This window comes from Candidatus Poriferisodalis sp. (assembly GCF_965208555.1).
In the GTDB taxonomy this organism is placed as follows: Bacteria; Actinomycetota; Acidimicrobiia; order Acidimicrobiales; family Poriferisodalaceae; genus Poriferisodalis.
In genome coordinates this window covers 2,462,602-2,487,207 of sequence record NZ_OZ242342.1, presented here as the reverse complement: position 1 = coordinate 2,487,207, position 24,606 = coordinate 2,462,602, and the positions used below count along the sequence as shown (strand labels likewise).

General features: G+C 67.1%; 19 protein-coding genes. 8 read left to right on the top strand and 11 right to left on the bottom strand.

Annotated elements, in window-relative coordinates; all coding sequences use genetic code 11:
• Nucleotides 1–9: 9 nt before the first annotated feature.
• Nucleotides 10–1,248, bottom strand: a complete 1,239-nt coding sequence (locus ACOGXE_RS11465; RefSeq protein WP_419931047.1) for a cytochrome P450 — start codon at nucleotides 1,246–1,248, stop codon at nucleotides 10–12.
• Between the two features lie 143 nt (nucleotides 1,249–1,391).
• On the opposite strand from ACOGXE_RS11465, the gene ACOGXE_RS11460 reads away from it, so the two are divergent.
• The 3 genes from ACOGXE_RS11460 to ACOGXE_RS11450 are packed head-to-tail and all read left to right on the top strand — an operon-like array spanning nucleotide 1,392 to nucleotide 3,780.
• Nucleotides 1,392–1,970, top strand: coding sequence for a carboxymuconolactone decarboxylase family protein (locus tag ACOGXE_RS11460; RefSeq protein WP_419931046.1), 579 nt, complete (start codon nucleotides 1,392–1,394; stop codon nucleotides 1,968–1,970).
• Between the two features lie 56 nt (nucleotides 1,971–2,026).
• On the top strand, nucleotides 2,027–2,983 hold the full coding sequence (locus ACOGXE_RS11455; RefSeq protein WP_419931045.1) for a crotonase/enoyl-CoA hydratase family protein: 957 nt from the start codon (nucleotides 2,027–2,029) through the stop codon (nucleotides 2,981–2,983).
• Nucleotides 2,980–3,780 (top strand): alpha/beta fold hydrolase, encoded by an 801-nt coding sequence (locus ACOGXE_RS11450; protein WP_419931044.1) that lies wholly within the window; start codon nucleotides 2,980–2,982, stop codon nucleotides 3,778–3,780. The genes ACOGXE_RS11455 and ACOGXE_RS11450 overlap by 4 nt, the downstream gene beginning before the upstream one ends.
• On the opposite strand, the gene ACOGXE_RS11445 is transcribed toward ACOGXE_RS11450, so the two are convergent.
• From ACOGXE_RS11445 to ACOGXE_RS11430, 4 genes are all read right to left on the bottom strand, one after another.
• Nucleotides 3,777–4,559 carry an SDR family oxidoreductase gene (locus ACOGXE_RS11445; protein WP_419931043.1) on the bottom strand — a complete coding sequence of 261 codons (783 nt, stop codon included), beginning with the start codon at nucleotides 4,557–4,559 and terminating at the stop codon, nucleotides 3,777–3,779. The genes ACOGXE_RS11450 and ACOGXE_RS11445 overlap by 4 nt on opposite strands.
• 11 nt (nucleotides 4,560–4,570) lie before the next feature.
• Complete coding sequence (locus tag ACOGXE_RS11440; RefSeq protein ID WP_419931042.1) at nucleotides 4,571–5,821, bottom strand: acyl-CoA dehydrogenase family protein; 1,251 nt, start codon at nucleotides 5,819–5,821, stop codon at nucleotides 4,571–4,573.
• Nucleotides 5,822–5,910: 89 nt separating this feature from the next.
• Nucleotides 5,911–7,461, bottom strand: a complete 1,551-nt coding sequence (locus tag ACOGXE_RS11435) for an acyl-CoA carboxylase subunit beta (protein ID WP_419931041.1) — start codon at nucleotides 7,459–7,461, stop codon at nucleotides 5,911–5,913.
• Between the two features lie 98 nt (nucleotides 7,462–7,559).
• Nucleotides 7,560–8,591 (bottom strand): zinc-dependent alcohol dehydrogenase, encoded by a 1,032-nt coding sequence (locus ACOGXE_RS11430; protein ID WP_419931040.1) that lies wholly within the window; start codon nucleotides 8,589–8,591, stop codon nucleotides 7,560–7,562.
• Nucleotides 8,592–8,644: 53 nt separating this feature from the next.
• Here ACOGXE_RS11430 and ACOGXE_RS11425 point away from each other — a divergent pair, with 53 nt between their 5' ends.
• Complete coding sequence (locus ACOGXE_RS11425) at nucleotides 8,645–9,430, top strand: SDR family NAD(P)-dependent oxidoreductase (RefSeq protein WP_419931039.1); 786 nt, start codon at nucleotides 8,645–8,647, stop codon at nucleotides 9,428–9,430.
• Here ACOGXE_RS11425 and ACOGXE_RS11420 read toward each other — a convergent pair.
• Nucleotides 9,427–9,837 carry an acyl-CoA thioesterase gene (locus ACOGXE_RS11420; protein ID WP_419931038.1) on the bottom strand — a complete coding sequence of 137 codons (411 nt, stop codon included), beginning with the start codon at nucleotides 9,835–9,837 and terminating at the stop codon, nucleotides 9,427–9,429. The two genes, ACOGXE_RS11425 and ACOGXE_RS11420, sit on opposite strands and share 4 nt — an antisense overlap.
• An 86-nt stretch (nucleotides 9,838–9,923) precedes the next feature.
• Here ACOGXE_RS11420 and ACOGXE_RS11415 point away from each other — a divergent pair, with 86 nt between their 5' ends.
• Nucleotides 9,924–11,588, top strand: a complete 1,665-nt coding sequence (locus ACOGXE_RS11415; protein ID WP_419931037.1) for an HD domain-containing protein — start codon at nucleotides 9,924–9,926, stop codon at nucleotides 11,586–11,588.
• Here the strand turns inward: ACOGXE_RS11415 and ACOGXE_RS11410 are convergent.
• The gene (locus ACOGXE_RS11410) at nucleotides 11,516–13,558 is read right to left on the bottom strand and encodes a 5'-nucleotidase C-terminal domain-containing protein (RefSeq protein ID WP_419931036.1); all 2,043 of its coding nucleotides are present in this window, start codon (nucleotides 13,556–13,558) and stop codon (nucleotides 11,516–11,518) included. The genes ACOGXE_RS11415 and ACOGXE_RS11410 overlap by 73 nt on opposite strands.
• Nucleotides 13,559–13,780: 222 nt before the next feature.
• Between ACOGXE_RS11410 and ACOGXE_RS11405 the strand changes: the two genes are divergently transcribed.
• On the top strand, nucleotides 13,781–16,168 hold the full coding sequence (locus ACOGXE_RS11405) for an MMPL family transporter (RefSeq protein WP_419931035.1): 2,388 nt from the start codon (nucleotides 13,781–13,783) through the stop codon (nucleotides 16,166–16,168).
• 24 nt (nucleotides 16,169–16,192) lie between these two features.
• On the opposite strand, the gene ACOGXE_RS11400 is transcribed toward ACOGXE_RS11405, so the two are convergent.
• Nucleotides 16,193–16,618: a YbaK/EbsC family protein gene (locus tag ACOGXE_RS11400; RefSeq protein WP_419931034.1), complete on the bottom strand. Its 426-nt coding sequence runs from the start codon at nucleotides 16,616–16,618 to the stop codon at nucleotides 16,193–16,195.
• Nucleotides 16,619–16,707: 89 nt separating this feature from the next.
• Nucleotides 16,708–17,751, bottom strand: coding sequence for an LLM class F420-dependent oxidoreductase (locus tag ACOGXE_RS11395; protein WP_419931033.1), 1,044 nt, complete (start codon nucleotides 17,749–17,751; stop codon nucleotides 16,708–16,710).
• 77 nt (nucleotides 17,752–17,828) lie between these two features.
• Here ACOGXE_RS11395 and ACOGXE_RS11390 point away from each other — a divergent pair, with 77 nt between their 5' ends.
• Nucleotides 17,829–19,034, top strand: coding sequence for an acyl-CoA dehydrogenase family protein (locus tag ACOGXE_RS11390; RefSeq protein WP_419931032.1), 1,206 nt, complete (start codon nucleotides 17,829–17,831; stop codon nucleotides 19,032–19,034).
• Between the two features lie 49 nt (nucleotides 19,035–19,083).
• Nucleotides 19,084–20,685, top strand: coding sequence for an FAD-binding oxidoreductase (locus ACOGXE_RS11385; RefSeq protein WP_419931031.1), 1,602 nt, complete (start codon nucleotides 19,084–19,086; stop codon nucleotides 20,683–20,685).
• Nucleotides 20,686–20,818: 133 nt separating this feature from the next.
• Here ACOGXE_RS11385 and ACOGXE_RS11380 read toward each other — a convergent pair whose 3' ends face one another.
• Nucleotides 20,819–22,519, bottom strand: a complete 1,701-nt coding sequence (locus tag ACOGXE_RS11380; protein WP_419931030.1) for an ABC transporter substrate-binding protein — start codon at nucleotides 22,517–22,519, stop codon at nucleotides 20,819–20,821.
• Between the two features lie 189 nt (nucleotides 22,520–22,708).
• Nucleotides 22,709–24,415 (bottom strand): ABC transporter substrate-binding protein, encoded by a 1,707-nt coding sequence (locus ACOGXE_RS11375; protein ID WP_419931029.1) that lies wholly within the window; start codon nucleotides 24,413–24,415, stop codon nucleotides 22,709–22,711.
• Nucleotides 24,416–24,606: the final 191 nt, after the last annotated feature.

Below are 24,606 nucleotides of genomic sequence, written 5' to 3'. Positions count from 1 at the left end.
GCCGGCAACTCAGATGCCGACGCGGATCATCAGGTTGCGGGGGCCCCGAATCTGGTAGCCGCCCCATTCGGCCACGTCGGGACCGAGCTCGGACGCCAGCTCGAAGTTGGGAAAGCGCGCGAGCCACTCTTCGAGCGCGACCTTGAGCTCCATACGGGCGAGGTTTGAGCCAATGCAGCGATGGATGCCGATGCCGAACGCGAAGTGCCGGTTGTGGGCACGGTCGATGATGACCTCGTTGGGCCGGTCGAACTTGGCGGGGTCGCGGTTGCCTGCGCCGAACGGCAGGTACACCTTGTCGCCGTGGGGAACCGGGCAGCCGCCGATATCGGCGTCGTCGGTGGCGACGATCCGTGCCATGGTCACCGGTGCGTACGCCCGCAGGAACTCCTCGATGGCCGAGTCGAGGAGCTGCGGCTCGGCCAGCAGACGCTCGCGGTCGTCTGGGTCGGTCGCGAGGTGCAGGAGGCTGGCCGAGATCGAACTCCACGTCGTGTCGATGCCGGCCAGCAGCAGCAGGAAGCCGACCCCGGTGATGTGGCGATTGGTGAGCGGGTCGCCATTCGGCAGCCGCATGTCGATGAGCTTCGACGGCAGGTCGTCCGCACGTTCCTGGCGGCGTGCGTCCACGAGGTCACCGAAGTAGCGAAGCACTTCGCGAGTGGCGACGGCGCGGTGGTCGTGCTCTTCGGGCGTGGCCTGCAGCACGGCGACCGCCCAGCGGGTGAACATCGGCTCGTCCGACTCAGGCAGCCCCAGGATGCGGGCAATCACCCGCACCGGGATGTACCTCGAGAAGGCATCTGCAGCATCGACCACGCCGGTGCCGCCCCGGTCCGCCCCTGTCTCGGCTGCTATGACGTCGAGGCGCTCCCGGGCGATGCTGCGTGTGACCTCGACGAGGTCCTCCACCGCCGGGGGCGCGAAGAACGGCAGCAGCATCCGGCGAGCGTCGGCATGGAACGGCGGATCGGAGGTGATCGGCGGCGCCGAGATGAACGAAGCACCCTCGGGCGTCTGCGCTACGGAGCTGTCGCGTGAGCTGAAGCTGTCGGTGTCGTACGCGACCGCCGCAATGTCGTCCCAGGTGGTGGGCAGCCAGCCGCCGCCGTTGCGGTCGCTGTGCGCGACGGGGCATTCAGTACGCAGCTCGTCCCAGACCACTGATGGGTCGGCGATGTACTCATCGCTGAAGATGTCGAAGTCGCGCTCGACGTCACTGCTGTCGGCATCGGTTGTCGTGCTCACGGCAGCCTCCTCGCCCGAGACTCGACAAACCCGGACGGTGCCAGCGTAAGTCAGAGGCGCACCCCGATTTGCATGCTCGCCTTCATGGTGGCCATGACTGCTGCACATTCGGCGGTGCAGTGAGCGAGTTCTAGTCTGAGCGCATGCACTTCAGCCGACCGTCCGAGCCGCGCTTGGAGCCCTTGGAGTGGGCCGCGACGCTTGCACGCGAGGCCATGAAGGACTCGCCCGCATACGTGGTGAACATGCGGGCGACGATGGCACACAACAAGCTCGTGTCCAAGGCCATGGGCATGTTCTCCCAGACCATCCTGCTGAAGTTCGAAGGCGAACTCACCCGGCGGGACGTGGAGATTGCGGTGCTGCGCACCTGCTGGAACTGCGGCTCGGCGTACACGTTCGGCCAGCACGGCCTAGTGGCGCTGGTCGACGGCGTGACCGAGTCCGAGCTGTACGACGCCACCCGGCCCATCTCCCAAGGCAACTGGACGCCTGCCGAGGCCGCCATGCTGCAGCTCGTCGACGACCTGTGCGCCGACGACTGCGTTTCCGACAGCGCCTGGGCCGAAGCAGCGCAGCACTACAGCGCCGCCGACCTGTGCCAGCTGCTCGCCGTGTCGGGCTGCTACCGCATGGTCTGCGGCTTCAACAACAGCGCCGGCGTGCAGCTCGAGGACGGCGTTCCCGGCTGGCCGGCACCGCTTGAAGCGGCCGACTCCTAGGCACCTGCCCGCCCGACCAGCCATGCCGCCGGGCGGTCGCAGCTAGCGTCCGCGCCATGAACTCCGAAACGGGCGCTGCCGGATCCGACGGAGCCTCCGGAGCTGACTCGGGAAACAGCGCCGCCGAGCCGGCGGTGCTCTACGACGAAGACGACACCATTGCCTTCATCACGCTGAATCGACCCGAGCGCATGAACACGTTGACTGAGGGTGTCATCGCCGGGGTGGCGGACGGCATCGACCAGGCGACCGCGTCGAGGAATGTCCGCTCGATCGTCATCCGGGGCAACGGGCCCACCCTCACCGCCGGCTACGACCTCAATCCTGGCGGCGGCAGCGGCTCGACCGGGGATGAGCTGTACGACTCGTGGGGCAGCCCGTACGGCGCCCCAGGCCCCAAGCCGCGTGAAGGCGCCTGGGACCCGGTGCGGGACTGGCAGTTCATGGGCCACAACGTGAAGCGGTTCATGAAGATCTGGGAATGCCCCAAGCCGGTGCTCGGGCAGATCCACGGCTGGGCGATCGGCGGGGCCACCGACATGATCCTGTGCTGCGACCTGCTGTTCATGGCCTCCGACGCCCACATCGGCTACGCCCCGTCACGCATCTACGGCACCCCCACCACGATGATGTGGGTCTACCGGCTGGGCCTCGAGCACGCCAAGCAGTTCCTGCTGTCGGGCGACGCGATCGACGCCGCAACCGCGCACCGCATCGGGCTCGTCGCCTACGTGCACCCGCCCGACGAGCTCGACGAACGAGTCGAGGCGTTCGCCCGGCGCCTCGCCCACATCCCCGCCAACCAGCTCGCGCTCAACAAGCTGCTGATCAATCAGGCTTTCGAGAACATGGGCCTGCGCACGAGCCAGCTGCTGGGAACCTTCTTCGACGGGGTGACGCGGCACACCGAGGAGGCGTACCGCTGGGTCGAGGACTTCGAGACCAAGGGATTCCGCCAGGTCATCGCCGAGCGCGACGCTCCCCATAGTGACTACGGCGAGCGGCCCCGATGAACACGGCAGCAGATGCTCCGGTGCTGGTCCTACTGCACGGCTTGGGCGCCAACCGGCACGTGTGGGACGGCATGGCCCAGATCATCGAGTCAGCGGGCGGCACCGTGTATGCGCCCGATATTCGCGGGCACGGCGAGGAATCTTGGCGCCGTCCCTACACGTTTGGGGCCATGGCGGCAGACGCGGCGGAGGTGCTGCAGCGGGACTTCGGTGGGAGGCGCTACGCCGTCGTCGGGCATTCGATGGGCGGCGCCGTCGCGCTGGCGCTGGCCTCGGGCTGGTTCGGACCGCCGCCTGTTTGGGCAGCGACCATCGGAGTGAAGCTGCGCTGGTCGGACGAGGAGCTGGCTCGCATACCGGATCTCGCAGCGCGACCCCCTCGGCTGTTCGACGACCGTGCCGGTGCAGTCGACTGGTTCGTAAAGCTGTCCGGACTGTTCGGCGTCGTCGAGGCTGACGACGAACGCATCGCCGCTGCAGTCGCGGCTGGCGTGATGCCGGACCCAGACAGCCCAGGCCGCTGGCGGACGGCGCAGGACCCCGCCACCATCGGCGTCGGCCCGCCCGACATGACGGGCCTGCTGCCAGCAGCGAAGTGCGCGGTCGCCATGGCGATCGGCGAGCACGACCCGCTCGTCGCGCCGGACCATCACGCTGACTTGGCCGCGGTCGCAGCGACCAACCCTCACGCAACCGGCGTCACCGCGCCACACGTCTTCGACAGCCTCGGCCACAACGCGATGGTCGAAGACCCCCAAGCGGTCGTCGACTGGCTTGCTGAGATCGGGGCGATCTAGCCCTCTTCGAGCGGCAGCTCTCCGGAGATCTTGACGCACTCGCCGCCGTCGATGTCCATGACGTGCCCGGTCATCCACGTCGCGGCAGCCGAGAGGAACAGGGCCGCCTCGCCGATGTCGGACGGCTCGCCGAGCCGCTTCATGGGCAGCTGGTCGGCGATCATCTGGCCACGCGGCCCATCCCACAGCACCCGCGCAAAATCAGTGCGGATCAGACCCGGCGCGATGCAGTTCACGCGCATCTTGGGCCCCAGCTCGGCGGCGAGCTGACGGGTCATGTGCATGAGCGCATCCTTGAACATGCAGTAGACGCCCAGCGCTTCGGACGTGTGATGGCCGCCGACCGATGCGATGTTGATCACCGAGCCGCCGTGTTCGCCCATCCACATCTGCCTCGCGATCTGCGTCCACTGCAGCGGCGCCCGCAGGTTCACCTCGTAGGTCTTGTCGAGGCGCGGGATGTCGCAGTCCACCATGGGTCCAGCCCAGGGGTTGGTGGCAGCGTTGTTGACCAGGATGTCCAGCGATCCGAAGCGCTCGATGGTTTCGCCCATCACCCGCTCGGCCTGATCGAGGTGGCCGATGTGCGCGGCGACGTAGCTCACCTCACCGCTGGCGGTCTCGGCCAGATCGGCCACGGCTGCCTCGCACTTGTCGGCCTTGCGGCTCGTGATCATCACGTTCGCGCCTGCGTCGGCGAACGACTTCGCGATGCCCTTGCCGATGCCGGCCGAGCCGCCGGTCACGAGCGCGGTCTTGCCATCCAGTCGCAGTTCCATGGTGGACTCCCCTAGTTCTTGCCGATCTCGTTCCACGGGCCGCCGTCGGCACGCGGCTCACGCGGCAGCCCCAGCACCCGGTCACCGATGATGTTGCGCTGGATCTCCGACGTGCCCGCGTAGATCGTGCCCGGCCGGGCGCCCATGAAGGTCTGCACCCACGCCAGCGACGAGAACTCGACGCCGACCGCGTCGGTGTTGATGCCATGCGCTGCGGGATGCCCGCTGGGCGCGGTCGCCTCCATGCCCAGCAATTCCATCGACAGCTCGGTCACCCACTTGTGGTACTCGCTCCACAGCAGCTTGTGCAGCGACGACTCGGGCCCGGGCGCGTTGCCGGCCAGCACGTTGGTGACGTTGCGCTGGCCCATCCACCGCATGATCTCCACCTTGGTGTGCGCCCGGGCGAGGTCCTGGCGCATGAGCGGATCGGCGGCGGCGCCCCGCTCGACGGCCTCAGCGGTGATCCGGTCGAGTTCGTCGCGGAAGCGCAGCGCATCGGTGGTGGCGCCGTGGCCGCGCTCGAAGCCGAGCAGCACGTTGGCCACCCGCCAGCCGTCGTTCACGTCGCCGACCACGTTCTCCTTCGCTGTCTTGGCGTCAGTGAAGAACACCTCGTTGAAGTCGTGGCGGTTGTTGATGTTGATGATCGGGCGCATCTCGACGCCGGGCTGATCGACCGGCACCAGCAGGAACGAGATGCCCCGGTGCTTGGCCTCGGTGGGGTTGGTGCGGCACAGCACGAAGATCCAGTTGGCGGTGTGGCCGCTGGAGGTCCAGATCTTCTGACCGTTGATCACCCACTCGTCGCCGTCCAGCACCGCACGGGTGCCCAGGTTGGCGAGGTCTGAGCCGCTGTCGGGCTCGCTGTAGCCCTGGCACCAGCGGTGCTCGCCCGAGATGATCTTGGGCAGGAAGTGGCGCTTCTGCTCCTCGCTGCCGCACTCGATGATGGCGTTGCCGACCATCGTGATGCTGAAGCCGTCGTTGTTGCCGCCGGTGGGCACACCGGCCTTGGCGAACTCCTCGGCCAGCACGATCCGCTCGACCTCGCTGAGCCCCGCGCCGCCGTACTCGACCGGCCACGACACCGCGAGAAGCTGATTCTCCGCCAGCAGCGCACGCCACTCCTCGACGAACGTTTCGCTCGCCTCCTCGGAGAGCCGGCCCATGCCGCCCCAGTTCTCCGGGAGGTGCTCGGCCAGGAATGCCTGGATCTTCTCCCGGTAGTCCTCGGCCTCGTCGGTATAGGTGGGATCCATCGTTGCGCTCCCCTGTTATCCGCCGCTGAGTCTGCCACGCGACCGGTTGGATAGCTCAGGGGCGCGCCGCGACGGAGGCGGCAGTGCCCTCAGGGCCGGTAGCCGAAGGAACTCGGCCCGGGCCGCAGGATGCGGCGGGCGAGGTCCACCCACTCGCACAGCACCGGACGTGTGTCGCGTGGGTCGATGATCTCCTCGATCTCGAAGAACTCGGCCGAGCGGTGCGGCGAGCGGACGCTGTTGAGCCGCTCCCGGATCTCGGCCAGCAACTCGTCGGGGGTGTCGCTGTCGACAAGATCCTGCTTGTAGGCCACTTCGAGGCCGCCCTCGATGGGCAATGACCCCCAGTCGCCCGATGGCCATGCCACCCGGAAACTGCGGGCACCCGGCTTGTTGTTGGCCGCACCTGCGACGCCGAACGCCTTGCGTATGACGACGCAGGCAAACGGCGCCGTGAGCTGACCCAGCGCCGCGAGGGCAGCCGATCCGAACCGGATCGTCCCGCTCTCCTCGGATTCCTTGCCGATCAGGAAGCCCGGGCAGTCCGCCAGATGCACGACCGGCAGATGGAACGTCGAAGCAGTGTCGAGCAGGCGGATGAGCTTGCGGCAACTGTCCGCAGTCCACCCGCCGCCATAGACGTAGGGATCCTCGCCGAAGATCGCCACTGGCCACCCGTCGAGGCGCGCCAGCCCGGTGACGATCGAGCGCCCCCAGCGACTGCCGATCTCGAAGAAACTGCCCTGGTCGCAGACCGACTCGATGATCGAACGCATCTTGTACACCCGGCGGGGCTCGCGAGGCACGATCGACATCAGCTCTTCGTCGCGGCGTTGCGGGCTGTCACCGGTGAGCACCCGCTCAGGCAGTTCGTCGATGTTCGAAGGCAAGTACGACAGGAACTGTCGTACGCGCTCGAAGGCCTCGGCCTCGCTGTCGACCACATCGTCTATTGCGCCATTGGCCGTGTGAATGTCTGCGTGGCCCAGCTCTTCCTTGCCGTGATCGCCGAGCGACGCCTGCTCGACCAATGCCGGCCCGGCGATCATCATCTGCGCGGTGTCGCGCACGATGACCGAGTAGTGCGCTGTCGCGACCCGGGCCGCGCCGATGCCGGCCACCGAGCCCAGCGCCAGCGACACCGACGGCGCCACCGAGAGGTGGTTCACGATGACATCCCAGCCAGCCAGTTCGGGAATGTACGTGCGGCCCGCCATCTCGATGGACTTGACCGATCCGCCGCCGCCCATGCCGTCCACCAACCGGATGTGCGGCAGCCGCATCTCATAGGCCATCGACTCGGCAGCGTCTCTCTTTGCCGGGATAGTGGCGTCCGATGAGCCGCCCCGCACCGTGAAGTCATCGCCCGACAGGATCACTGGACGGTCGTCGATACGGGCGAGGCCGAAGATGAAGTTCGACGGCGTCAGATGTACCAGGTGGCCGTGATCGTCGTATTCGGCAACGCCCGCCGTCTTGCCGATCTCATGGAACGAGCCCTTGTCCGCCATGGCGTCGATGCGTTCGCGCACGGTCATCTTGCCGAAGAAGTGCTGCCGCTCGACCTTGTCAGGTCCGCCGAGTGCCTCGGCGAACGCTTCGCGGCGGCGCAGTTCGGCGATCTCAGGCTCCCAGCTCATGCGACCCCCGTTCTGGCTGCCCGCCTCTGGTCAGCAGTTCCGCACAGAGCGTACGGCGACGCTACGGGTGCCTGCCGGTGACGCCGAAGGAACTTCGCTCAGCCGGCTGTCGGATCGACCAGCAGCTTGATCGACGTGTTGCGCCTGGTGGCGAGATCGTCGATCGTCTGAGGCAGCTCGTCGAGCGTCACTGTGCCCTGCACCAGCGGGGCCACGCTGATGCGGCCGTCAGCGATGAAGCCGGCCGCGGCGCGCATCTCGTCGAGGGCGAATGCCAGCGATGTGTCCACCGAGATTTCCTTGAACAGCCAGCGGTTGGGGCGGATGGTTGCGTCGCTGCCAGTCACGCCAACGATGCACACCGAGCCGCCGAAACGCACCATGTCGGCTGATTGCTGGATGGTCTGAGGGATGCCGGCGCAGTCGAAGGCGATGTCAGCGCGAAGACCCTCTGTGGCCTCATTCACCGCCTCCCGCATCTCTGTGCCGGGTGCGACGGCCGCATCGGCCCCGAGTCTGAGCGCGAGGTCGCGGCGCTCGGCGTCAGGTTCCACCGCGATCACCGTGCCGGCGCCCGCGAGACGGGCGCACTGGGCGACCAGCAGACCGATCGGGCCGCAGCCGACGACACATGCCACGTCGCCTGCTTGCAGGCGACTGCGACGTATCGCGTGCAGCGCCACCGAAGCGGGCTCGATAACTGCGGCGTCGTCATCGCTGAGCCCCTCGGGCACACGCACCAGCCGGTCCGCGCTCGCTGCCATGAAGGGCGCAAAGCCGCCCGAGGCCGGCGCGTTCTCTCCTATGTAGTACGAGCGCGCCACCGAGCAATAGGCGGAGTGGCCAGCCCGGCATTCAGGGCATCGGCCGCAGCCCGGTGCCAGTCCGCCCGTGACGCGATCACCTGTGCCCACCACGCGAACCTCGTCGTCCACGGCGACGACAGTGCCGACCCACTCGTGGCCGCAGATGCCCGGCGCATAGGGCCAGCCCTCGGCATATGCATGCACATCGCTGCCGCAGATCCCGCAGAGCGAGATCTCCACCAGCGCCTCGCCCGACCCGGGCGTCGGCTCGTCGACCTCCCGCAGCTCGAACTGCTCCTTGCCGGTCACCAGTCCCGTGCGCATGCCACATGGTCGCGCACCGGCCGCATCGAGGCGTCGGCCCATATTGTTCGGCCATGGAATTGAGACTTGACGGGCGCACGGCGCTGATCACCGGGGGCAGCCGCGGCCTTGGCCGAACGATGGCCGAGACATTCGCTGCTGCTGGTGCCTCAGTAGCGGTGGTGGCCCGCGATCAGGCCGTGCTCGACGACACCCTCGGGGCGCTTGAGGCTGCGAACCCGAGCGCTGCTCACACAGCGATCTCGGCGGATGTCCGCATGGCCGACGAGATCGCCCGGGCTCACGCTCAAGCGGTCGCGACGTGCGGGCCCATCGACATCCTGGTCAACAACTCCGGCACATCCAATGCGCGTCCGTTTCTCGAGATCACCGACGAGGACTGGCAGGAGGACCTCGATCTGAAGCTGTTCTCGGCGATCCGGCTGTGCCGCTTATGCATCCCTCACATGCGGAGCCAAGGCTGGGGCCGCATCATCAACACGCTCAACGTCGGCGCCAAGGCGGCGAGCGCGCGGACATGTCCGACATCGGCGAGCCGTGCCGCCGGATTGGCGATGACGAAGGCCCTGGCGTCGGAGTTCGCGCCTGACGGCGTGCTGGTGAATGCGCTCGTCACCGGCCTGCTGGTCACGCACCAATGGCGCACCCGCTGGGAGCGGGAAGGCGGCTACGACACCTTCGACGACTTCGTTGCCGCCACGGGCGAGCGCATCCCCGCCGGACGCATGGGCGAGGCCCAGGAATTCGCCAATCTGGCACTGTTCCTGGCCAGCGATGCCGCCAGCTACGTCACCGGCACAGCAATCAACATCGACGGCGGCCTGACCCCCGTCGTCTAGTTGGGGGCGAGCGCGTCGAACTTGTCCATCAAGCCGGGCGGCGGGCGCCGGGGCTTGCCGCTGTTGTCGCAGATGGCCGCTGTCAGTTGACCCTCCACGAGCACCGCATCGTCGGACTCGCGGATGATCCGCTGCTGCCAGCGCGTGCTGGCGCGCCGACGCTCGACCAGCTCGGTCTCGATGCGCAGCGTGTCTCGGGCCGTCGCCGGAGCGCGGAAACGCACTTCCAGGTTCGTCACCACGATCTGGACGTCTTGATCCGACAGGTCGGGCAAGGCGAGATCGGCAGATTCCAGCGCCAGACAGCGGGCGGCCTCGAAGTACGACACATACACCGCGTGGTTGACGTGGTTGTACGGGTCCAGCTCGCCGAATCGGGGCACGACCTGGGTCGCGTGCGTCGCCATCGGCGGAACGCTAGTGGGGCATCACCACAGGCCGGCTGAGCCGACATCATCGGGGTCGCTCGGTGCTGCCTCTAGCGTTGCGGTGCGTGAGCGTCATCGCAGCGATCGACGTGGGAACCAACTCGTTCCACCTCGTCGTTGCTTCGGTCGACGCCGACGGTCATTTCGAGGTGCTCACACGCGAACGCGAGCCAGTCCGGTTGGGTTCGGGCGGCGAGGACATGAAGCGTCTCGAGCCCGATGCGATGGATCGCGGCATCTCGGCACTCGGCCGCATGCGGCGCATCGCCGATCACGCAGGCGCCGTCAGCGTCACGGCCGTCGCCACCAGCGCGGTGCGCGAGGCCGACAATCGTGCGGAGTTCACCGAGCGCGCCCACCTCGAGGCCGGCGTGGACATCGAGGTGGTCTCCGGAGTCGAGGAGGCCCGCTTGATCCACCTCGGCGTGCTGGCGGCTGTCCCGCTGCTCGACAAACGGCACCTGGTCATCGACATCGGCGGCGGCTCCACCGAGTTCATCGTCGGCGACGGTGCCGAGCCGTTGCTGCTGCGCAGCGTCAAGCTCGGCTCGATCAGGCTCACCGATCGCTTCTTTCCCAAGGGACGAACGCGCAAGCGCGCCGTTCGCGAGTGCCGCATCTACGTCGAGTCGTTCCTCGGCCGCCTGCCGGCCGAGATCGGCGAACTCGGTTTCGAGACTGCTGTCGGTTCCTCGGGAACCATCATGGCCTTGGCACGGATGTGCGCTCTGCGGCGCGGCGATCGCGACAGCCGCACCGGGCGGCTGTCGTTCACTGCAAAAGAGCTGCGTTCGCTGGCGGCGGATCTCGCCGGTGCGACCACACCGGGACGCCGGCTCGACATCGAGGGGCTGGAGGAACGCCGGGCCGACATCATCGTGGGCGGTGCGCTGCTGCTGTCCGAGACCTTCAAGCTGCTCGGCATCAAGCGCATGGAGGTCTCCGACTACGCCCTGCGGGAGGGGATCCTGTTCGAGCAGATGCGGCGAGCGGCTGCGCCGGGGCTGGACCCGTTCCACCGGCTGGAGGATCTGCGGCGCTCGGGCGTGATGTATGTGGCGAACAGCTATCACGAGGACCTCGGCCACGCCGAACACATCACGGATTTGGCGCTGGAGTTATTCGACGGCTTGAGCCCGCTGCACGGGCTAGGCGAGGAAGACCGGGAGCTGTTCGAGGCCGCCGCGCTGCTGCACAACGTGGGGATCTTCATCTCCCACAGTGCCCACCATCGCCACAGCTACTACATCATCCGCAACAGCGAGCACCTCACCGGCTTCACCGAACGCGAGATCGAGATCATCGCCCAGGTCGCCCGCTACCACCGCAAGAGCGCACCCAAATCCAAGCATCCTGAGTTCGCGTCTCTGGGCTCGGCGGACAAGAACAAGGTGCGGTGGATGGCGGCGATGCTGCGCGTGGCGATCGGTCTGGACCGCTCCAACCGTCAGGTCGTGACGCGGGTCCGCGTCACGAACGAGCCTGGGGAGCCCGGCACACACCCCGACGGCGAGCTCCAGCTGGTCGCACGGGTGTCACCCGGCGTCGACACCTCCGTCGAGCTCTTCACGGCTCGGGCCCGCAGCGATCTGCTCGAAGCGGTCACCGGACGCACCGTGGTGATCGAATCCGAGGTCGCGGAAACCGGAAGGGCCACTCATCCCACCAACGGGATGCAGAGCTGCCAGCCGACCAAGATCAGGTCCGGGTCGGTCAGCATCCCGCCGTAGGGCTGCTGGTGGCCCTTGCTGGCCTCGAAGATCTCCGGCCAGCGGCTGCCGTGCCCCAAATGCGCCGCCGCGATCTTCCTGAGCGTGTCGCCAGGCTGCACGATGTACAGGACCAAGTCGCTCTCGGCGGCGGCACCGTCACCGGAAGCTTCATCGCCGTCTTCGGCCTCCAGCGCCGACACACGACCGCCGCCGTCGACGGGATACTGCTCGGCAGTGATCTCGCCGCCGAGGTCCTCAGCGATGTAGTCCGCCAGCGCCTGTTGGTAGGTGACGCCGAGACGGGTGAAGGCGAGGTCACCGAGCGGGTAGCAGTCGCCACCGTTCGCGAGGAAGTCGACCGTCGCCAGCACGACGGGATCACCCTCGGTGACCTCGCCGTCCCGGACGATCTCGGTGCCGTCATCCAATGTGACGCTTCGCAACCGTGTGCCGCTGGGCTCGATGAGCTCGCAGTCGTTCTCGCGATCGACACCTTGAGCGGTGCCGTCAGGGTCGTAGGTCACCGTCATGCCCGAGACGTGCGGGAACTGGCCCGACGAGCGCGGCAACGCGCTCAGCGCTCGTTCGAGCAGCTCTGCCAAGGTGGCACGCGGCACCGATCCACTCACCAGCACGTTGTTGAACGGGGCGATATCCCACGTGGTGCCCACGGTCACCGCGCCTGGGGCGATGACCGAGTCATTGCGCAGCCCGCCGCCGTTCGTGACCGCCACCTGCGGGGCCGGTACGCCAAAGCCCGGGGCGAGATGTGTGCCGCGCACTCGCAGCGCGTCCGCCATCAAGCTGCCGACGTTGGTCGACTGGGAGCGCAAAATCGGCTTGCGGCCCTCCAGCTCGACATCGCTTGTGCCGAGGGGAGTGCTGTCGACCAGCGCCACCTCGGCCGTCAGCGGTTCAACCACGTCGGCCTGCACCATGGCGTCGGGATCGCGGTCGAGTGCGACGCCGATCGAGGAACCCGCAGCCGCGGTGACGTTCCCGTCCGCGTCGAAGGTCACTTCCAGCTTCCCGATGCAGTGGTACGCACCAGGTGCCGTCACCACCGGCACCCGACTGCCTTCTGCGTCGTCGACCCACATCGGGTACGGCGCAACCGGCTCCTCACCGGGCTGGCAGGAGTCGCCCGGATTCGCGAGCAGATCATCGCCGCCGCCCGCAATCACCACGTCCACACCCGTGAGCTCGGCAACCAGCTCCACTTCTTCATTGACGTCTTGCAGGTGGCTGACGAGGATGATCTTGTTGACACCATCCGCCTCGAGCCGATCGGCCTCGGCCTGCACGGCATCGAGGACGGCGCTGACGACCACCTTGCGCGGACTCGAGATGTTCGACAGCCACGGCGTGACCGCACCGATGACGCCGATGCGCTCGCCGCCTGTCTCGATCACCGTCGACGGCGCCACCAGTCCCCGCTCGGCCAACGCAGCCAAGGCGGGCTCTGCCGAGACGTCGAGGTTGGCGCTCAGGAACGGGATGGGCGGGTCGAATCCCTCGATGAAGCGAGCCGTCACATCGGGCCCGAAATCGAAGTCGTGGTTGCCGAGCGCCATCGCGTCGTAGATGCCGCTGAGCGCGACCGAGTCATACATCGGGCCCTCACGGTCGAGCGACACGCCCAGCTCCAGCGAGGCGAGGAAGTTGTCGCCGGACGTCAGCGTCACTACCGGCCCAGCCTCGGCGGCTGCAGCCTGCAGCTCGCGCATCGCAGCAACGAATCTCGCTACTCCCGGGAAACCGGACTCGACGTCGGGCAGCAGCTTCGACTCGCCGTCGTTGTTGTGCAGGATCGTCACCGTCACTGAGCCCGCTGAGATGAGCGTCGGTTCAGCACTCTCCCCTTCGGTCTGGGCACCCGACGGCACTGCGGCCAGCGGCACCGCCAGCAGCACGGCGACGGCCGCCGTCGCCCACCGGATGAGTCCGACGCGGTGCTGGCGCGGTCCTGCATGGTTCAAGTTGCTCACAGCCACCTGCTGCCTCCCCAGTTCATCGGCCGCAAAGTGTCGCAGCTCGGTGTGACAGCGATGCCACGGGCGGGAAACGTAGAGGCAAATGCTCATGGCGCGCGCCGCACAGCCAGCCGCGGCGGTAGCTTGCCGGGCTGACCCGCTCCGGGCGCTCGGTGCCGGGCACCAGACATCACGCTGGGCCACGCCATCGCTCACCGTCTCGAAAGGACGCCGCCGATGTACACCGCGCTCGGCCAGTGGTGCTTCCGCAACCCGTGGCGTGTCTTGGCGGGATGGCTGGGCTTCGCCGTCACCGCAGCGCTGCTCGCCGCCATCATCGGAGCGTCCTACGGCGCAGCGCTGAGCACGCCTGACTCCGAGAGCGACCGCGCCGCCGATGTGCTGGACGCACACTTCGGCGACCTCGGCTCCAACATCGGCGGCTCGATCGTCGTCAAGTCCAGTTCCGGGGTTGACGACCCGGCCGTGCGGTCGACGCTCGCCGAGCTGTTTGTCGCAGTGGATGCCCTCGACGATGTGACCGTCAACTCGCCGTACGACCCTGGCGGCCGCCAGTTCATCGCGCAGCATGGTCCCCATGCGGGCCAGATCGCCGTCGCCGAGGTTCAGATCAGCCGCTCGTTCAACGTCGACGAGGCGGGTGGGCTCGGCGAGCACATCGACGAGCTCATCGAGCGCAGCGGCGTGCGCAAGATCCCCGGTGTGCAAGTGGAAGTCGGCGGTGCGTGGCTCTCCGGACAGGAACCCCCCGAGACCGAGGCCATCGGGCTGGCGTTCGCTGTGTTCGTGCTGATCGCGGCCGTCGGCTCGGTGGTCGCCATGGGCGTGACCGTCGGGACGGCGATCATCGGCGTCGGCATCGGCGCGCTCGGCATCACCGTCCTCAGCAATGTGTTCACGGTGCCCGACGTCGCGCCGACCCTCGGTGTGATGATCGGGCTCGGCGTCGGCATCGACTACGCGCTGATCATCCTCAACCGCTACCGCGAGTGGGTTCGCAGCGGCTTCGGACCGCTGGACGCCGTGGGTGCAGCGCTGGATTCCGCAGGCCGTTCGGTGGTCTTCGCCGGTGCAACCGTGGTGGTATCGCTGCTGGGACTGCTGCTCATGGGCCTGCCCTTTGTCGCCGGAATGGGGCTGTCTGCAGCGATCACCGTCGCGATCGTGATGGCGGGATCGATGACCCTGCTGCCCGCCGTGCTGGGGCTGATGCGGAACCGCATGACCACCACCAGGGTCCGCGGCATCCTCGCAGCGTCGCTGGTGTCGGTGGCGCTGCTGGGATTCGGACTCGGCATCCGGCCCCTGCTGGCGGCGATTCCCGTCGCGGTCGCCGTACTCGTGGCGGGGGCCGTCGGCGGCCCTCGCAACCCATTGAGGCGGATCCTGCATCACCGGCAGCCCAAGCCGCTGCGTGCCACCGCCTGGTACCGGCTCAGCCGGGTCGTGCAGCGCCGGGCCTGGCTGTTCGCGCTCGGCGGAACCGCCGTGCTGGTGCTGGCCGCCGCCCCGGTGTTCGCCTTGCGTCTCGGTTTCTCCGACGAGGGCAATTTCCCGCCCGACAGCACCACGCGCCAGGCCTACGACCTCATCGCTGACGGCTTCGGCCCGGGCGCGAACGGCCCGCTGCTGATCGTGGCCGAGACATCCGGCAACCAGGACCTCCTCGCGCTGTTGGAGCTGACCGATGCGCTGAACCGCACCGAAGGCGTCGTGGCTGCCTCGCCCCCGTTCCCGAGCCCCGACGGTCAGGCGGCGATGATCCGGGTGCTGCCCGCAACCGGTCCCCAGGACGCCGACACCGAGACGCTCGTCCACACGCTGCGCGACCAAGTCATCCCGACGGCGATGGGCGGAACCGGCGTCGATGCGCTGGTCGGCGGCTCGGTGGCCTTCCAGATCGACTTCAGCGACTATCTGGCCGGACGCATGCTGATCTTCTTCGGAGCGGTGCTGGGGGCGTCGTTCCTGCTGCTGATGGCCGTGTTCCGCTCGCTGGTGGTGCCGCTCAAGGCGGTCATCATGAACATGCTGTCCATCGGCGCGTCCTACGGCGTGCTGGTGGCCATCTTCCAGTGGGGCTGGTTCGGCAGCGTGCTCGGCATCCAGCCGGCGCCGATCGAGCCGTTCATCCCCATGATGCTGTTCGCCGTGCTGTTCGGGCTGTCGATGGACTACGAGGTCTTCCTGCTGTCTCGCATGAAGGAGGAGTACGAGCGCACGGGCGATCCGGTCAACTCTGTCGCCGATGGGTTGGCTGCGACCGCCAGGGTCATCACGGCAGCGGCAGCGATCATGATCGTCGTGTTCGGCAGCTTCGTGCTGGAGGAGGAGCGTGTCGTCAAGCTGTTCGGCCTGGGTCTCGCGACGGCGATCGCCATCGACGCCACCCTCGTGCGGATGCTCATCGTGCCGTCCACGATGGAGTTGCTCGGCGCCCGCAACTGGTGGCTGCCGGCCTGGCTCGACCGCATCATCCCCAACCTTCGTGTCGAAGGCGAATTGCCCGATATCGGGCATGCCGACGACGAGGATCTTGAACCCGAGCACGTCGAGCACGTCGAGCAGCTCGAACACGGCGAAGAGCCCGAGCACGCGGGCTGAGCGCGCCGGCTGGACGCATCGCAGTCAGTCGGTGGCGAAGCCGGCGACCTCGGCGCCGCTGGCGCGCACCAGCTCGTCGGGCGTCAGTTCGAACACCGTGTCGGGTGTGCCCGCTGCAGCCCACACGGTGTCGTAGCTCAGCAGCGCAGGATCTACGACCGCCCGCAGCGGCCTCGCATGTCCGAATGGCGGCGTGCCGCCGATCGCGTAGCCGGTGGACTCTCGCACGCCGTCAGCGTCAGCCCGCGAGATCTTGCCGCCGAGCACGGTGCCGAGCCGCTTGGTGTCCACCCGGTTGGCGCCCGAGGTGAGCGCCAGCACCGGCCGACCCTCGCAGAGGAACACGAGCGACTTGACAATCTGGCCAAGCTCGCATCCCACCGCAGCGGCCGCCTGTTCAGCAGTGCGGGTACCTTCGGGAAAGCGCAGGATCTCCGGCGTTATCCCCACGAGGGACGCGCCCGCGAGGAAGCGCTCGCGGGCACTCGAACGACCGGGGCTTGCGTCAGGACCCCTATCGGCTGGCGACACCGGTCCGGCTACTCGGCCCAAGCCTTTACCTGCGAGATCACGTCCAGGGGATTCTCGGTCTCAGGCGGGATGGTGATGTCCAGGTAGCTCACGCCGACCGAGCGGTACACCTCGACTCGTTCCTTCACACGTTCGGGATCTCCCGTGAGACTGGCACGGTCCACGTAGTCGTCGGGCACTGCGGCGAATGCCTCGTCACGCTTGCCGGTCAGGAACAGGTCTTGGATCTTGGTGGCCTCGTCGACATAGCCGTACCGCTTGAACAGGTCGTTGTAGAAGTTCTTGTCGCGAGCGCCCATGCCGCCGACGTAGAAGCCGACGTTGTCGCGCACTCCCTTGCGCACCGAATCGACCATCGCGCCATCACCCAGCGCCACAGTGCCCCCCGCCACGATCTGCAGGTCGGCCAGGTCGTCGGAACGCTTGGCGCCGCCAGCAGCGAGCGACTCTCCCCACACGTCGTTGAACTTCTCGGGAAGGAAATGGATGGGCTGCCAGACCTCGGCCAGCTCGGCGGTCATCTCCACGTTGCGGGGTCCGATCGACGCCACCGCTATCGGGATGTCCCTGCGGAAAGGTTTGGCCATGAGCTTGAGCGGCTTGCCCAGGCCGGTGCCCCCGTCATAGGGCAGGCTGACGGCGCTGCCCTCATGAACGACCTTGTCACCAGACCAGACCTTGCGGCAGATCTCGATGACATCGCGAGTCCGTCCCATCGGTTTGCTGAACGGCACCCCGTGCCAGCCCTCGATCACCTGGGGTCCCGAGGTTCCCAGGCCCAGGATGAAGCGACCCTCTGACAGCGTGTCGATGGTCATCGCGGTCTGAGCGATGATGGCGGGGCTGCGTGAATAGATAGGCAGGATTCCGGTCATGAGCTGGATGCGCTCGGTCTTGGCGGCGACATACGCCAGCGTCGACACCAGGTCGAAGCCGTAGATCTCGCCGCCCCAGATCATGTCGACGCCTGCGGCTTCGAGATCGGCCACGTGCTGGGTGAGCCGCTTGGGATCCAAGCTCGCACCTGCGCCGATTGCCATGGATATCTTCATCGTCGTACCCCTTTTGTCAACGGCGCGCATGCTAGGAGCAACTGCGTTGCTCCGACAGCGCAGGCAACGCCGCTGCCATGACGGGGCAAGAACTTGGAGGATCGGTGCAGCACGACGACGAAGCCGCTGACGAGGTTGCCGACGAGATCATCGACACGCTGCGCCGCTGGGTGGACGACGTCGTCGTGCCCGGGTCGTCCGCGCTGGAGCTGGCGGACGAGTACCCGACCGAGATGGCCGAACAGATGGAGGACTTCGGCCTGTTCGGCGCCACCATTCCCGAATCGCACGGCGGGCTCGACCTCGACCATGTGACCTACGCCCGGGTGATCGAGGAGCTCTCGCGGGGATGGATGTCGCTGGCGGGCATCGTCAACAGTCATCTCATCTGCGCCAAGCTGATCGACCGGTTCGGGACCGCTGAGCAGCGGGACAGATCACTCCCCCAGATGGCCACCGGCAAGCTGCGCGGCTGTTTCTCGCTGTCGGAACCTGACAGCGGCTCCGACGCGGGCGCTCTGCGCTGCCGTGCGGTGCGCGACGGCGACGAGTTCGTCATCAACGGCACCAAGATGTGGGTCACCAACGGCGAGCGCGCGGGCATCGTGGCACTGCTGGCTCGGGTTCCCGAAGGCGACCCGTCGGGCAGCTCGGGCATCACCTGCTTCCTGGTGGACAAGACGCCGGGCAAGCACTCGGGCGGCATCACGGTGAGCCGCAAGATCGACAAGATCGGCTACCGCGGCCTCGAAACTGTCGAGATGTCCTACGTGGACCACCGGATCCCTGCCGACCGTGTGCTCGGCGGCGATGAGGGCATCGGGAATGGCCTGCGCTGGGCGCTCGCTGCATTGGAGCTGGGGCGCATCAACGTGGCAGCCCGAGGGGTGGGCGTCGCGCAGGCTGCCTACGACGCCGCGGTGGCCTACGCGAAGCAGCGAGAGGCCTTCGGCAAGCCCATCGCCAAGCATCAGGCCATCGCCTTCAAGATCGCCGAGATGGCCACCAAGCTGCACGCTGCGCGGCTGATGACCTACGACGCGGCTCGCAAGGCCGATGCCGGCGAGCGGGTCGACTTGGCCGCAGGCATGGCCAAGCTGTTCGCCTCGGAGACCGCTGCAGAGCTGTCGCTGGATGCGATGCGCATCCACGGCGGGAACGGCTTCTCCACCGAGTACCCGGTGGAGCGCTACTACCGGGACGCGCCGCTGATGATCATCGGCGAGGGAACGAGCGAGATCCAGAAACTCGTCATCAGCCGCGCACTGCTTGCCGACGACTGACGCGGCCGAAACATCTAGCTTGACGGGCACGCACGTGGAGGCATGAGCAATGGCTGATCGCAAGTCGTTCTGGGCGTGGTGCCTGGAATCGGAAGAACCCACCGACGCCGACCGGGCGGAGCTGGCCAAGAAGCTCTCGGCCCAGTACGGCACCGAGATCGTAGCCAAGCCGGTCCCGTCAGTGGATGACGCGGATCTGCGCCCGTCGCGCATCACGATTCCCGACTCGGTGGCCGGCTGGTGCTCGACCAGCACCTACGACCGGGCCCGGTACGCCTACGGCGCCCACTTCACCGAACGGGTCCGGGCGTTCAACCTGGACTTCCCGAACCCGCCCGACGTGGTGACGCACCCGCGCAACGAGACCGAAGTGGAAGCGACACTCGACTGGTGCGACGCCCAGGGTCATATCGCCGTGCCCTACGGCGGCGGTTCGTCGGTGGTGTGGGGCCTGACGCCACCGGAAGATCGCGGACCCACCGTGGTGATCTCCTTGGACCAGCTCGATCAGGTCCTCGAGATCGACGACGTGTCGCGGGCTGCGCGCATCCAGGCCGGCGTGTTCGGCCCACACCTCGAGGATCAGCTGCGGCCCAGCGGGCACACCCTGCGTCACTTCCCCCAGTCGTTCCGGTTCTCGACGCTGGGCGGCTGGATAGCGACCCGCTCGGGCGGCCACTACGCCACCAATCACACCCACATCGACGACTTCGTGGAGTCGACCCGGATGATCACGCCGTCGGGCTGGTGGGAGTCGCGCCGGCTGCCCGGCTCGGGCGCAGGCCCCAGCCCCGACCGCATGGTGATCGGCTCGGAAGGCATCTACGGCATCATCACCGAAGCGTGGATGCGCATCCAGAAGCGCCCCACCTTCCGCGCCACGGCCGGCATCACGTTCCCGTCATGGGAAGCGGGCTACACCGCGGTGCGGCACTTGGTCCAGGCAAAGCTGTGGCCCGCGAACCTGCGCATCCTCGACCCGGCCGAAGCCGGTCGGGCCGCGGGCATGGACGGTGAGCACGCGCTGGTCATCGTGTCGTTCGAATCGGCCGAGCTGACCCAGCGTCACAACATCGCCCAAGCGGTCGAGATCGCACGTGAATGTGATGGGCACGTACCGGATGACGAGATCCAGATCGACGACGGGACGGGAACGCCGACCGGGCGCGGCGGCGCGGTCGGTGCCTGGCGCAACGCGTTCATCGGCGTCGGCAACGGCGTGGAGACCTCGCTGGGCCTGATCAATGACACGTTCGAGACTGCCATCACCTGGGACCAGTGGCCTGAATTCGATGCGGTGGTGCGTGAGAAAGTCGGTGCAGTGCTGGCAGAAGTCTTCGGGCCGCACCATTCGCTGTCGTGCCGGTTCACCCACGTCTACACAGACGGACCGGCGCCGTACTACACGTGGTCGGGCATGGGCACCCAGGGCGGCGAGATCGAGCAGTGGCAGATCGTCAAGGACGCTGCCAACGAAGCACTCGAAGCTGCTGGCGGCACCTGCACACACCACCATGCGGTGGGCCGGATGCACCGCCCCAACGCGTACGACCGCCAGCGCCCGGAGTTGTTTGCCGAAGCGATCCGGGCCGCCAAGAAGCGGCTCGACCCCAACGGCATCCTCAACCCCGGCGTCCTCATCGATCCCTAGATCAACAGCAGCTCAGCGAACGCGACGAGCGGCCGCCGCTGCCGGATCATTCCGGCGGCGACGGCCGCTCGCTGTCGCTAGATCAACTGCAGCTGTGAATCAGCGGCAGCCCTGATCCTGATGCGGCGCCTGCCTAGCGGCAGCCGCCGTTGTCCTTGTCCCAGGCGCAGTTCGGAGAGCCGCCGTTCACGTCCACGATGTCGCCGACGATGTCCCACGTCTGCTCCGCCGCGTCGTACTGGCTGAAGTCCGAGCCTTCCACGTAGTACCCATCCACAGCGCCGTCGGCAGCGAAGTTGATGCCGTCGAGCAGCAGCGGGTGGTAGATGTCCAGCGACCGCGCCGCCAGGATGAAGTTGGTCCTGGTCAGGCCGCCCGGCAGCTCCGCAGCCACCCGGATCGCCTCCGTGTGCGGGTAGGCGAAGTAGTAGCCGGTGCCGAGCAGCGAGATCTCGGGATCGAGCCCGCGATCGGCCAACTCGCTCCGCAGGAACGAGATGAACGGCTCGTCAACGTGCTTCGGATCAGTGGAGTCCTTGACACCGCCGCCCACGATCCACCAGTCGTCAGCCGAATCGCCCGCCGGCGCCATGTAGGCCGCCACGGCCTTGCAGACCGACGGCGTGAAAGCCACGGACAGGTCGTCGAGCAGGCCCGAGGCGTCGACCTCTTGAATCGCAAGCAGGCACGGGTTGCCGGCAGTCATCGAGATGAACACGTTCGGGCTCGCTGCCGCGATGGTCGTGACCTCGTTGGTCAGCGTGGGAGCGGCCGGGTCGTGGCGCACCGGGATGAACTCGCTCACGACGTCGGGGTTCGCATGCGCATAGGCCTCGAAGCCCAGCTCATAGGCCAACCCGAAGTCGTTGTCCATCACCAAGCCGGCCACCTTCACCGGCAGCTCGTCGGCGAGATTCTCCTTGATCCAGTTGCCCCACAGGATCGCCTCAGTCGAGTACGACATCTGCAGGCCTGTGGTCCACGGATGGTTCACCGGGTCGCCCCAGGCCGGGTGACCCGTTGCCACCATGACCTGCGGGATGCACTCGTCGTTGATCTGGTCGTACACGGCCAGCGTGTTCGGCGAGCCGAGCGTGTGCAGCGCGAAGACGTTCTCCGACTCGATCAGCTCGTCGATGAACTCGATGGTCTGGGCTGCCACATAACCGTCGTCACGGGAGATCAGCACCATGTCCTTGCCGGCTACGCCGCCGGTCGCGTTGACGTACTCGTAGTAGTTCTCCCAGCCAACAGTGATGTCGCCGTATGCAGCCAGATTGCCCGACTTCACCGTCGTCTGACCGATGCGAATCGTGTCCTCGGTGATGCCGGTGGTATCGGACCAGTCCGCCGGGCACTCGTTCATGTCGATCTCGAAGCCCGACGGCCCCCGCAGGATGCCGTCGTCGCCGACGCCCCACTCTCCGGACTCGATGCCGGCAGTGAGCTTGTCGACGATGGCCTGACGCTGTGCAGCGGCCAGCTCCCAGATTCCGTCGATCGTGGACAGGTCGAAATCGTCAGGGTTGACGGCCGTCATGTCGTCAGCCATCTCCTCGTCGGCCATCTCCTCGTCTTCGGCGGCGTCTTCCTCCAACGCCTCCTGGGTGATGCCGCCGCCGATGGAGCCTTCGTCCTCCGGCTCAGCCTCGTCGGCCATCTCCTCGTCGGCCATGTCCTCATCGGCCATGTCCTCATCGGCTGTCTGCGTGCCGGCGTCCGTGGTGCCGTCGCCCGCATCGTCGTCGTCACCGCCGCCGCACGCAGCGGCGAGAAGCGAGAACGCGAACAGCAGCGCCAGCAGGCGCCATAGCCGTCGGTGTGATCCGGTCATATGAGACTCCTTGATGTGTCCCCGCACCAGCGACCGAACGGCCCACTGACGCCCAATAGTCCCGCCGAAGCTAATCGCTTGCCGCATGTCGTGTTGCCGCGACGAGCGGCCGCCGCTGCCGAGATCAGATCCCGGCAGCGACGACCGCTGCGTCGATGTCAGTCAGGAAGGACTAGCTACAGCCCTAGATCAGCGGCAGCCGCCGTTGTCCTTGTCCCAGACACAGTTGCCTGAAGCGCCATTCACGTCAATGACGTTCGAGACAACCCAGGAGTGGTTGGACGAGTCGTACTGGCTGATATCCGTGCCCTCGATCGGGAAAGCATCGGCGTTGCCGTTCATGGCGAACGTGATGCCGTCCAGGAAGATCGGGTGGTGGATGTCGATCGCCCGCACCGCCAGGATGAAGTTCGCCCGGTTCAGGCCTGCGGGGTTGTTCGCACTTGCAGGCAGCTCGGCTGCGATGCGCAGCGCCTCCACGTACGGGTAGCCCAGCATGTAGCCGTTGCCGAACATTGAGATGGTGGGATCGAGGTCATTGGCCTCGAGGCTCTCGATGATGAAGTCGATGAATGCATCGCTGCCGATGAGCGCCGGGTCGGTGGTGTCCTTCACACCGCCGCCCACGATGTACCAGCCATGGCCGTCATCGCCTGCCGGGGCAATCCAGCTAGCCGGGGCCTTGCACACCGACGGCGTGAACGCCGCCGAGATCTCGTCCTTCAAGCCGGACGCCGCAACTTCCTGGACGGCCAGCAGACACGCATTGCCTGCGGTCATCGAGATGTAGACGTCCGGATCGCTTGCGGCGATGGTCGTGATCTCATTGGTGATCGTCGGCGAGGCCGGGTCGTGGCGCACCGGCACGAACTCCGACACCACGTCGGGGTTGTTGTGCGCGTACTCCTCGAAGCCCAGCTCATATGCGAGGCCGAAGTCGTTGTCCATCACCAGACCGGCCACCACGACCGGCAGCTGGTCGGCAAGGTTCTCCTTGATCCAGTTGCCCCACAGCACGGACTCGGTCGAGTACGACAGGATGCTGCCCGTGGTCCACGGGTGCACCTCGGGGTCGCCCCACGCGGGGTGCCCGGTCCACACGAACGGCTGCGGGATGCACTCGGCGTTCAGCGTGTCGTACACCGCCAGCGTGTTCGGCGAGCCCAGCGTGTGGATCGCGAACACATTGTCGTTCTCGATCAGCTCATCCACGAACTCGATGGTCTGTGCCGCCACGTACGCGTCGTCGTAGGACTTCATGACCACATCGCGGCCGGCGATGCCGCCTTCGGCATTCACATGCAGGAGATAGGTCTGCCAGCCCAGGCGGGCGTTGCCGTACAGCGCGAGGGTGCCTGACTGCGGACCGGTCTGGCCGAGACGGATCTCCGTGTCGGTGATGCCCTCGGTGTTGGACCAGTCTTCGGGACACTCGTTGAGGTCGATGACGAAGCCTTCCGGGCCGCGGAGGACGTTGTCCTCGCCGACGCCCCACTCGCCGGACTCGATGTGAGCGGTGATCCGCTCGACGACCCTCGCACGGCGATACTCGGCCTCTTCGAAGATGCCCTCGATGGTGGAGCGGTCAAACTCCATCATCATCTCCTCGTCGTCCATCATTTCGTCGTCGTCGGCCATCTCCTCTTCTTCAGAGGCTTGCTCGATGACGTCCTGGCTGAGGCCGCCGGCTTCTTCCTCCGGCTCGTCGGAGGCCATTTCCTCCTCTTCGGCCATCTCCTCTTCGTCGGCCATCTCCTCTTCTTCGGCCATGGCCTCGGTGGTCTGGGTCTCGCCGGCGTCGTCATCGCCGTCGTCGCCACCGCAAGCGGCCGCTACGAGCGAGAACGCGAAGAGCAGCGCTAGCAAGCGCAAAAGGCGGTTCTTGGAAAGTTGCATGGGTTCCCTCCTCGGTGGAACATCAGCCACCGCGGCATCGCAAGTTGACGGCGAGCAACCGGAGCCCCTGTCACAAGGACCGCTGTGGCGGTGCGCGCGAGAGTAATCGCGTACAGCAAGGCGTTTCCCGCCGGGGTGCGACGATCCCGTGACAATCCCCCACTGCGTCTTCTGTCGCCTCCGCAGCGGGC

Excerpts from the sequence above, each read along its gene's own strand:
- ACOGXE_RS11385 (WP_419931031.1), top strand. The coding sequence starts at position 19,084 with ATGGCTGATCGCAAGTCGTTCTGGGCGTGGTGCCTGGAATCGGAAGAA.
- ACOGXE_RS11425 (WP_419931039.1), top strand. The coding sequence starts at position 8,645 with ATGGAATTGAGACTTGACGGGCGCACGGCGCTGATCACCGGGGGCAGC.
- ACOGXE_RS11405 (WP_419931035.1), top strand. The coding sequence starts at position 13,781 with ATGTACACCGCGCTCGGCCAGTGGTGCTTCCGCAACCCGTGGCGTGTC.
- ACOGXE_RS11450 (WP_419931044.1), top strand. The coding sequence starts at position 2,980 with ATGAACACGGCAGCAGATGCTCCGGTGCTGGTCCTACTGCACGGCTTG.
- ACOGXE_RS11430 (WP_419931040.1), bottom strand. The coding sequence starts at position 8,591 with ATGCGCACGGGACTGGTGACCGGCAAGGAGCAGTTCGAGCTGCGGGAG.
- ACOGXE_RS11420 (WP_419931038.1), bottom strand. The coding sequence starts at position 9,837 with ATGGCGACGCACGCGACCCAGGTCGTGCCCCGATTCGGCGAGCTGGAC.
- ACOGXE_RS11390 (WP_419931032.1), top strand. The coding sequence starts at position 17,829 with ATGACGGGGCAAGAACTTGGAGGATCGGTGCAGCACGACGACGAAGCC.
- ACOGXE_RS11375 (WP_419931029.1), bottom strand. The coding sequence starts at position 24,415 with ATGCAACTTTCCAAGAACCGCCTTTTGCGCTTGCTAGCGCTGCTCTTC.
- ACOGXE_RS11445 (WP_419931043.1), bottom strand. The coding sequence starts at position 4,559 with ATGGAACTGCGACTGGATGGCAAGACCGCGCTCGTGACCGGCGGCTCG.
- ACOGXE_RS11380 (WP_419931030.1), bottom strand. The coding sequence starts at position 22,519 with ATGACCGGATCACACCGACGGCTATGGCGCCTGCTGGCGCTGCTGTTC.
- ACOGXE_RS11455 (WP_419931045.1), top strand. The coding sequence starts at position 2,027 with ATGAACTCCGAAACGGGCGCTGCCGGATCCGACGGAGCCTCCGGAGCT.
- ACOGXE_RS11435 (WP_419931041.1), bottom strand. The coding sequence starts at position 7,461 with ATGAGCTGGGAGCCTGAGATCGCCGAACTGCGCCGCCGCGAAGCGTTC.
- ACOGXE_RS11440 (WP_419931042.1), bottom strand. The coding sequence starts at position 5,821 with ATGGATCCCACCTATACCGACGAGGCCGAGGACTACCGGGAGAAGATC.
- ACOGXE_RS11395 (WP_419931033.1), bottom strand. The coding sequence starts at position 17,751 with ATGAAGATATCCATGGCAATCGGCGCAGGTGCGAGCTTGGATCCCAAG.
- ACOGXE_RS11460 (WP_419931046.1), top strand. The coding sequence starts at position 1,392 with ATGCACTTCAGCCGACCGTCCGAGCCGCGCTTGGAGCCCTTGGAGTGG.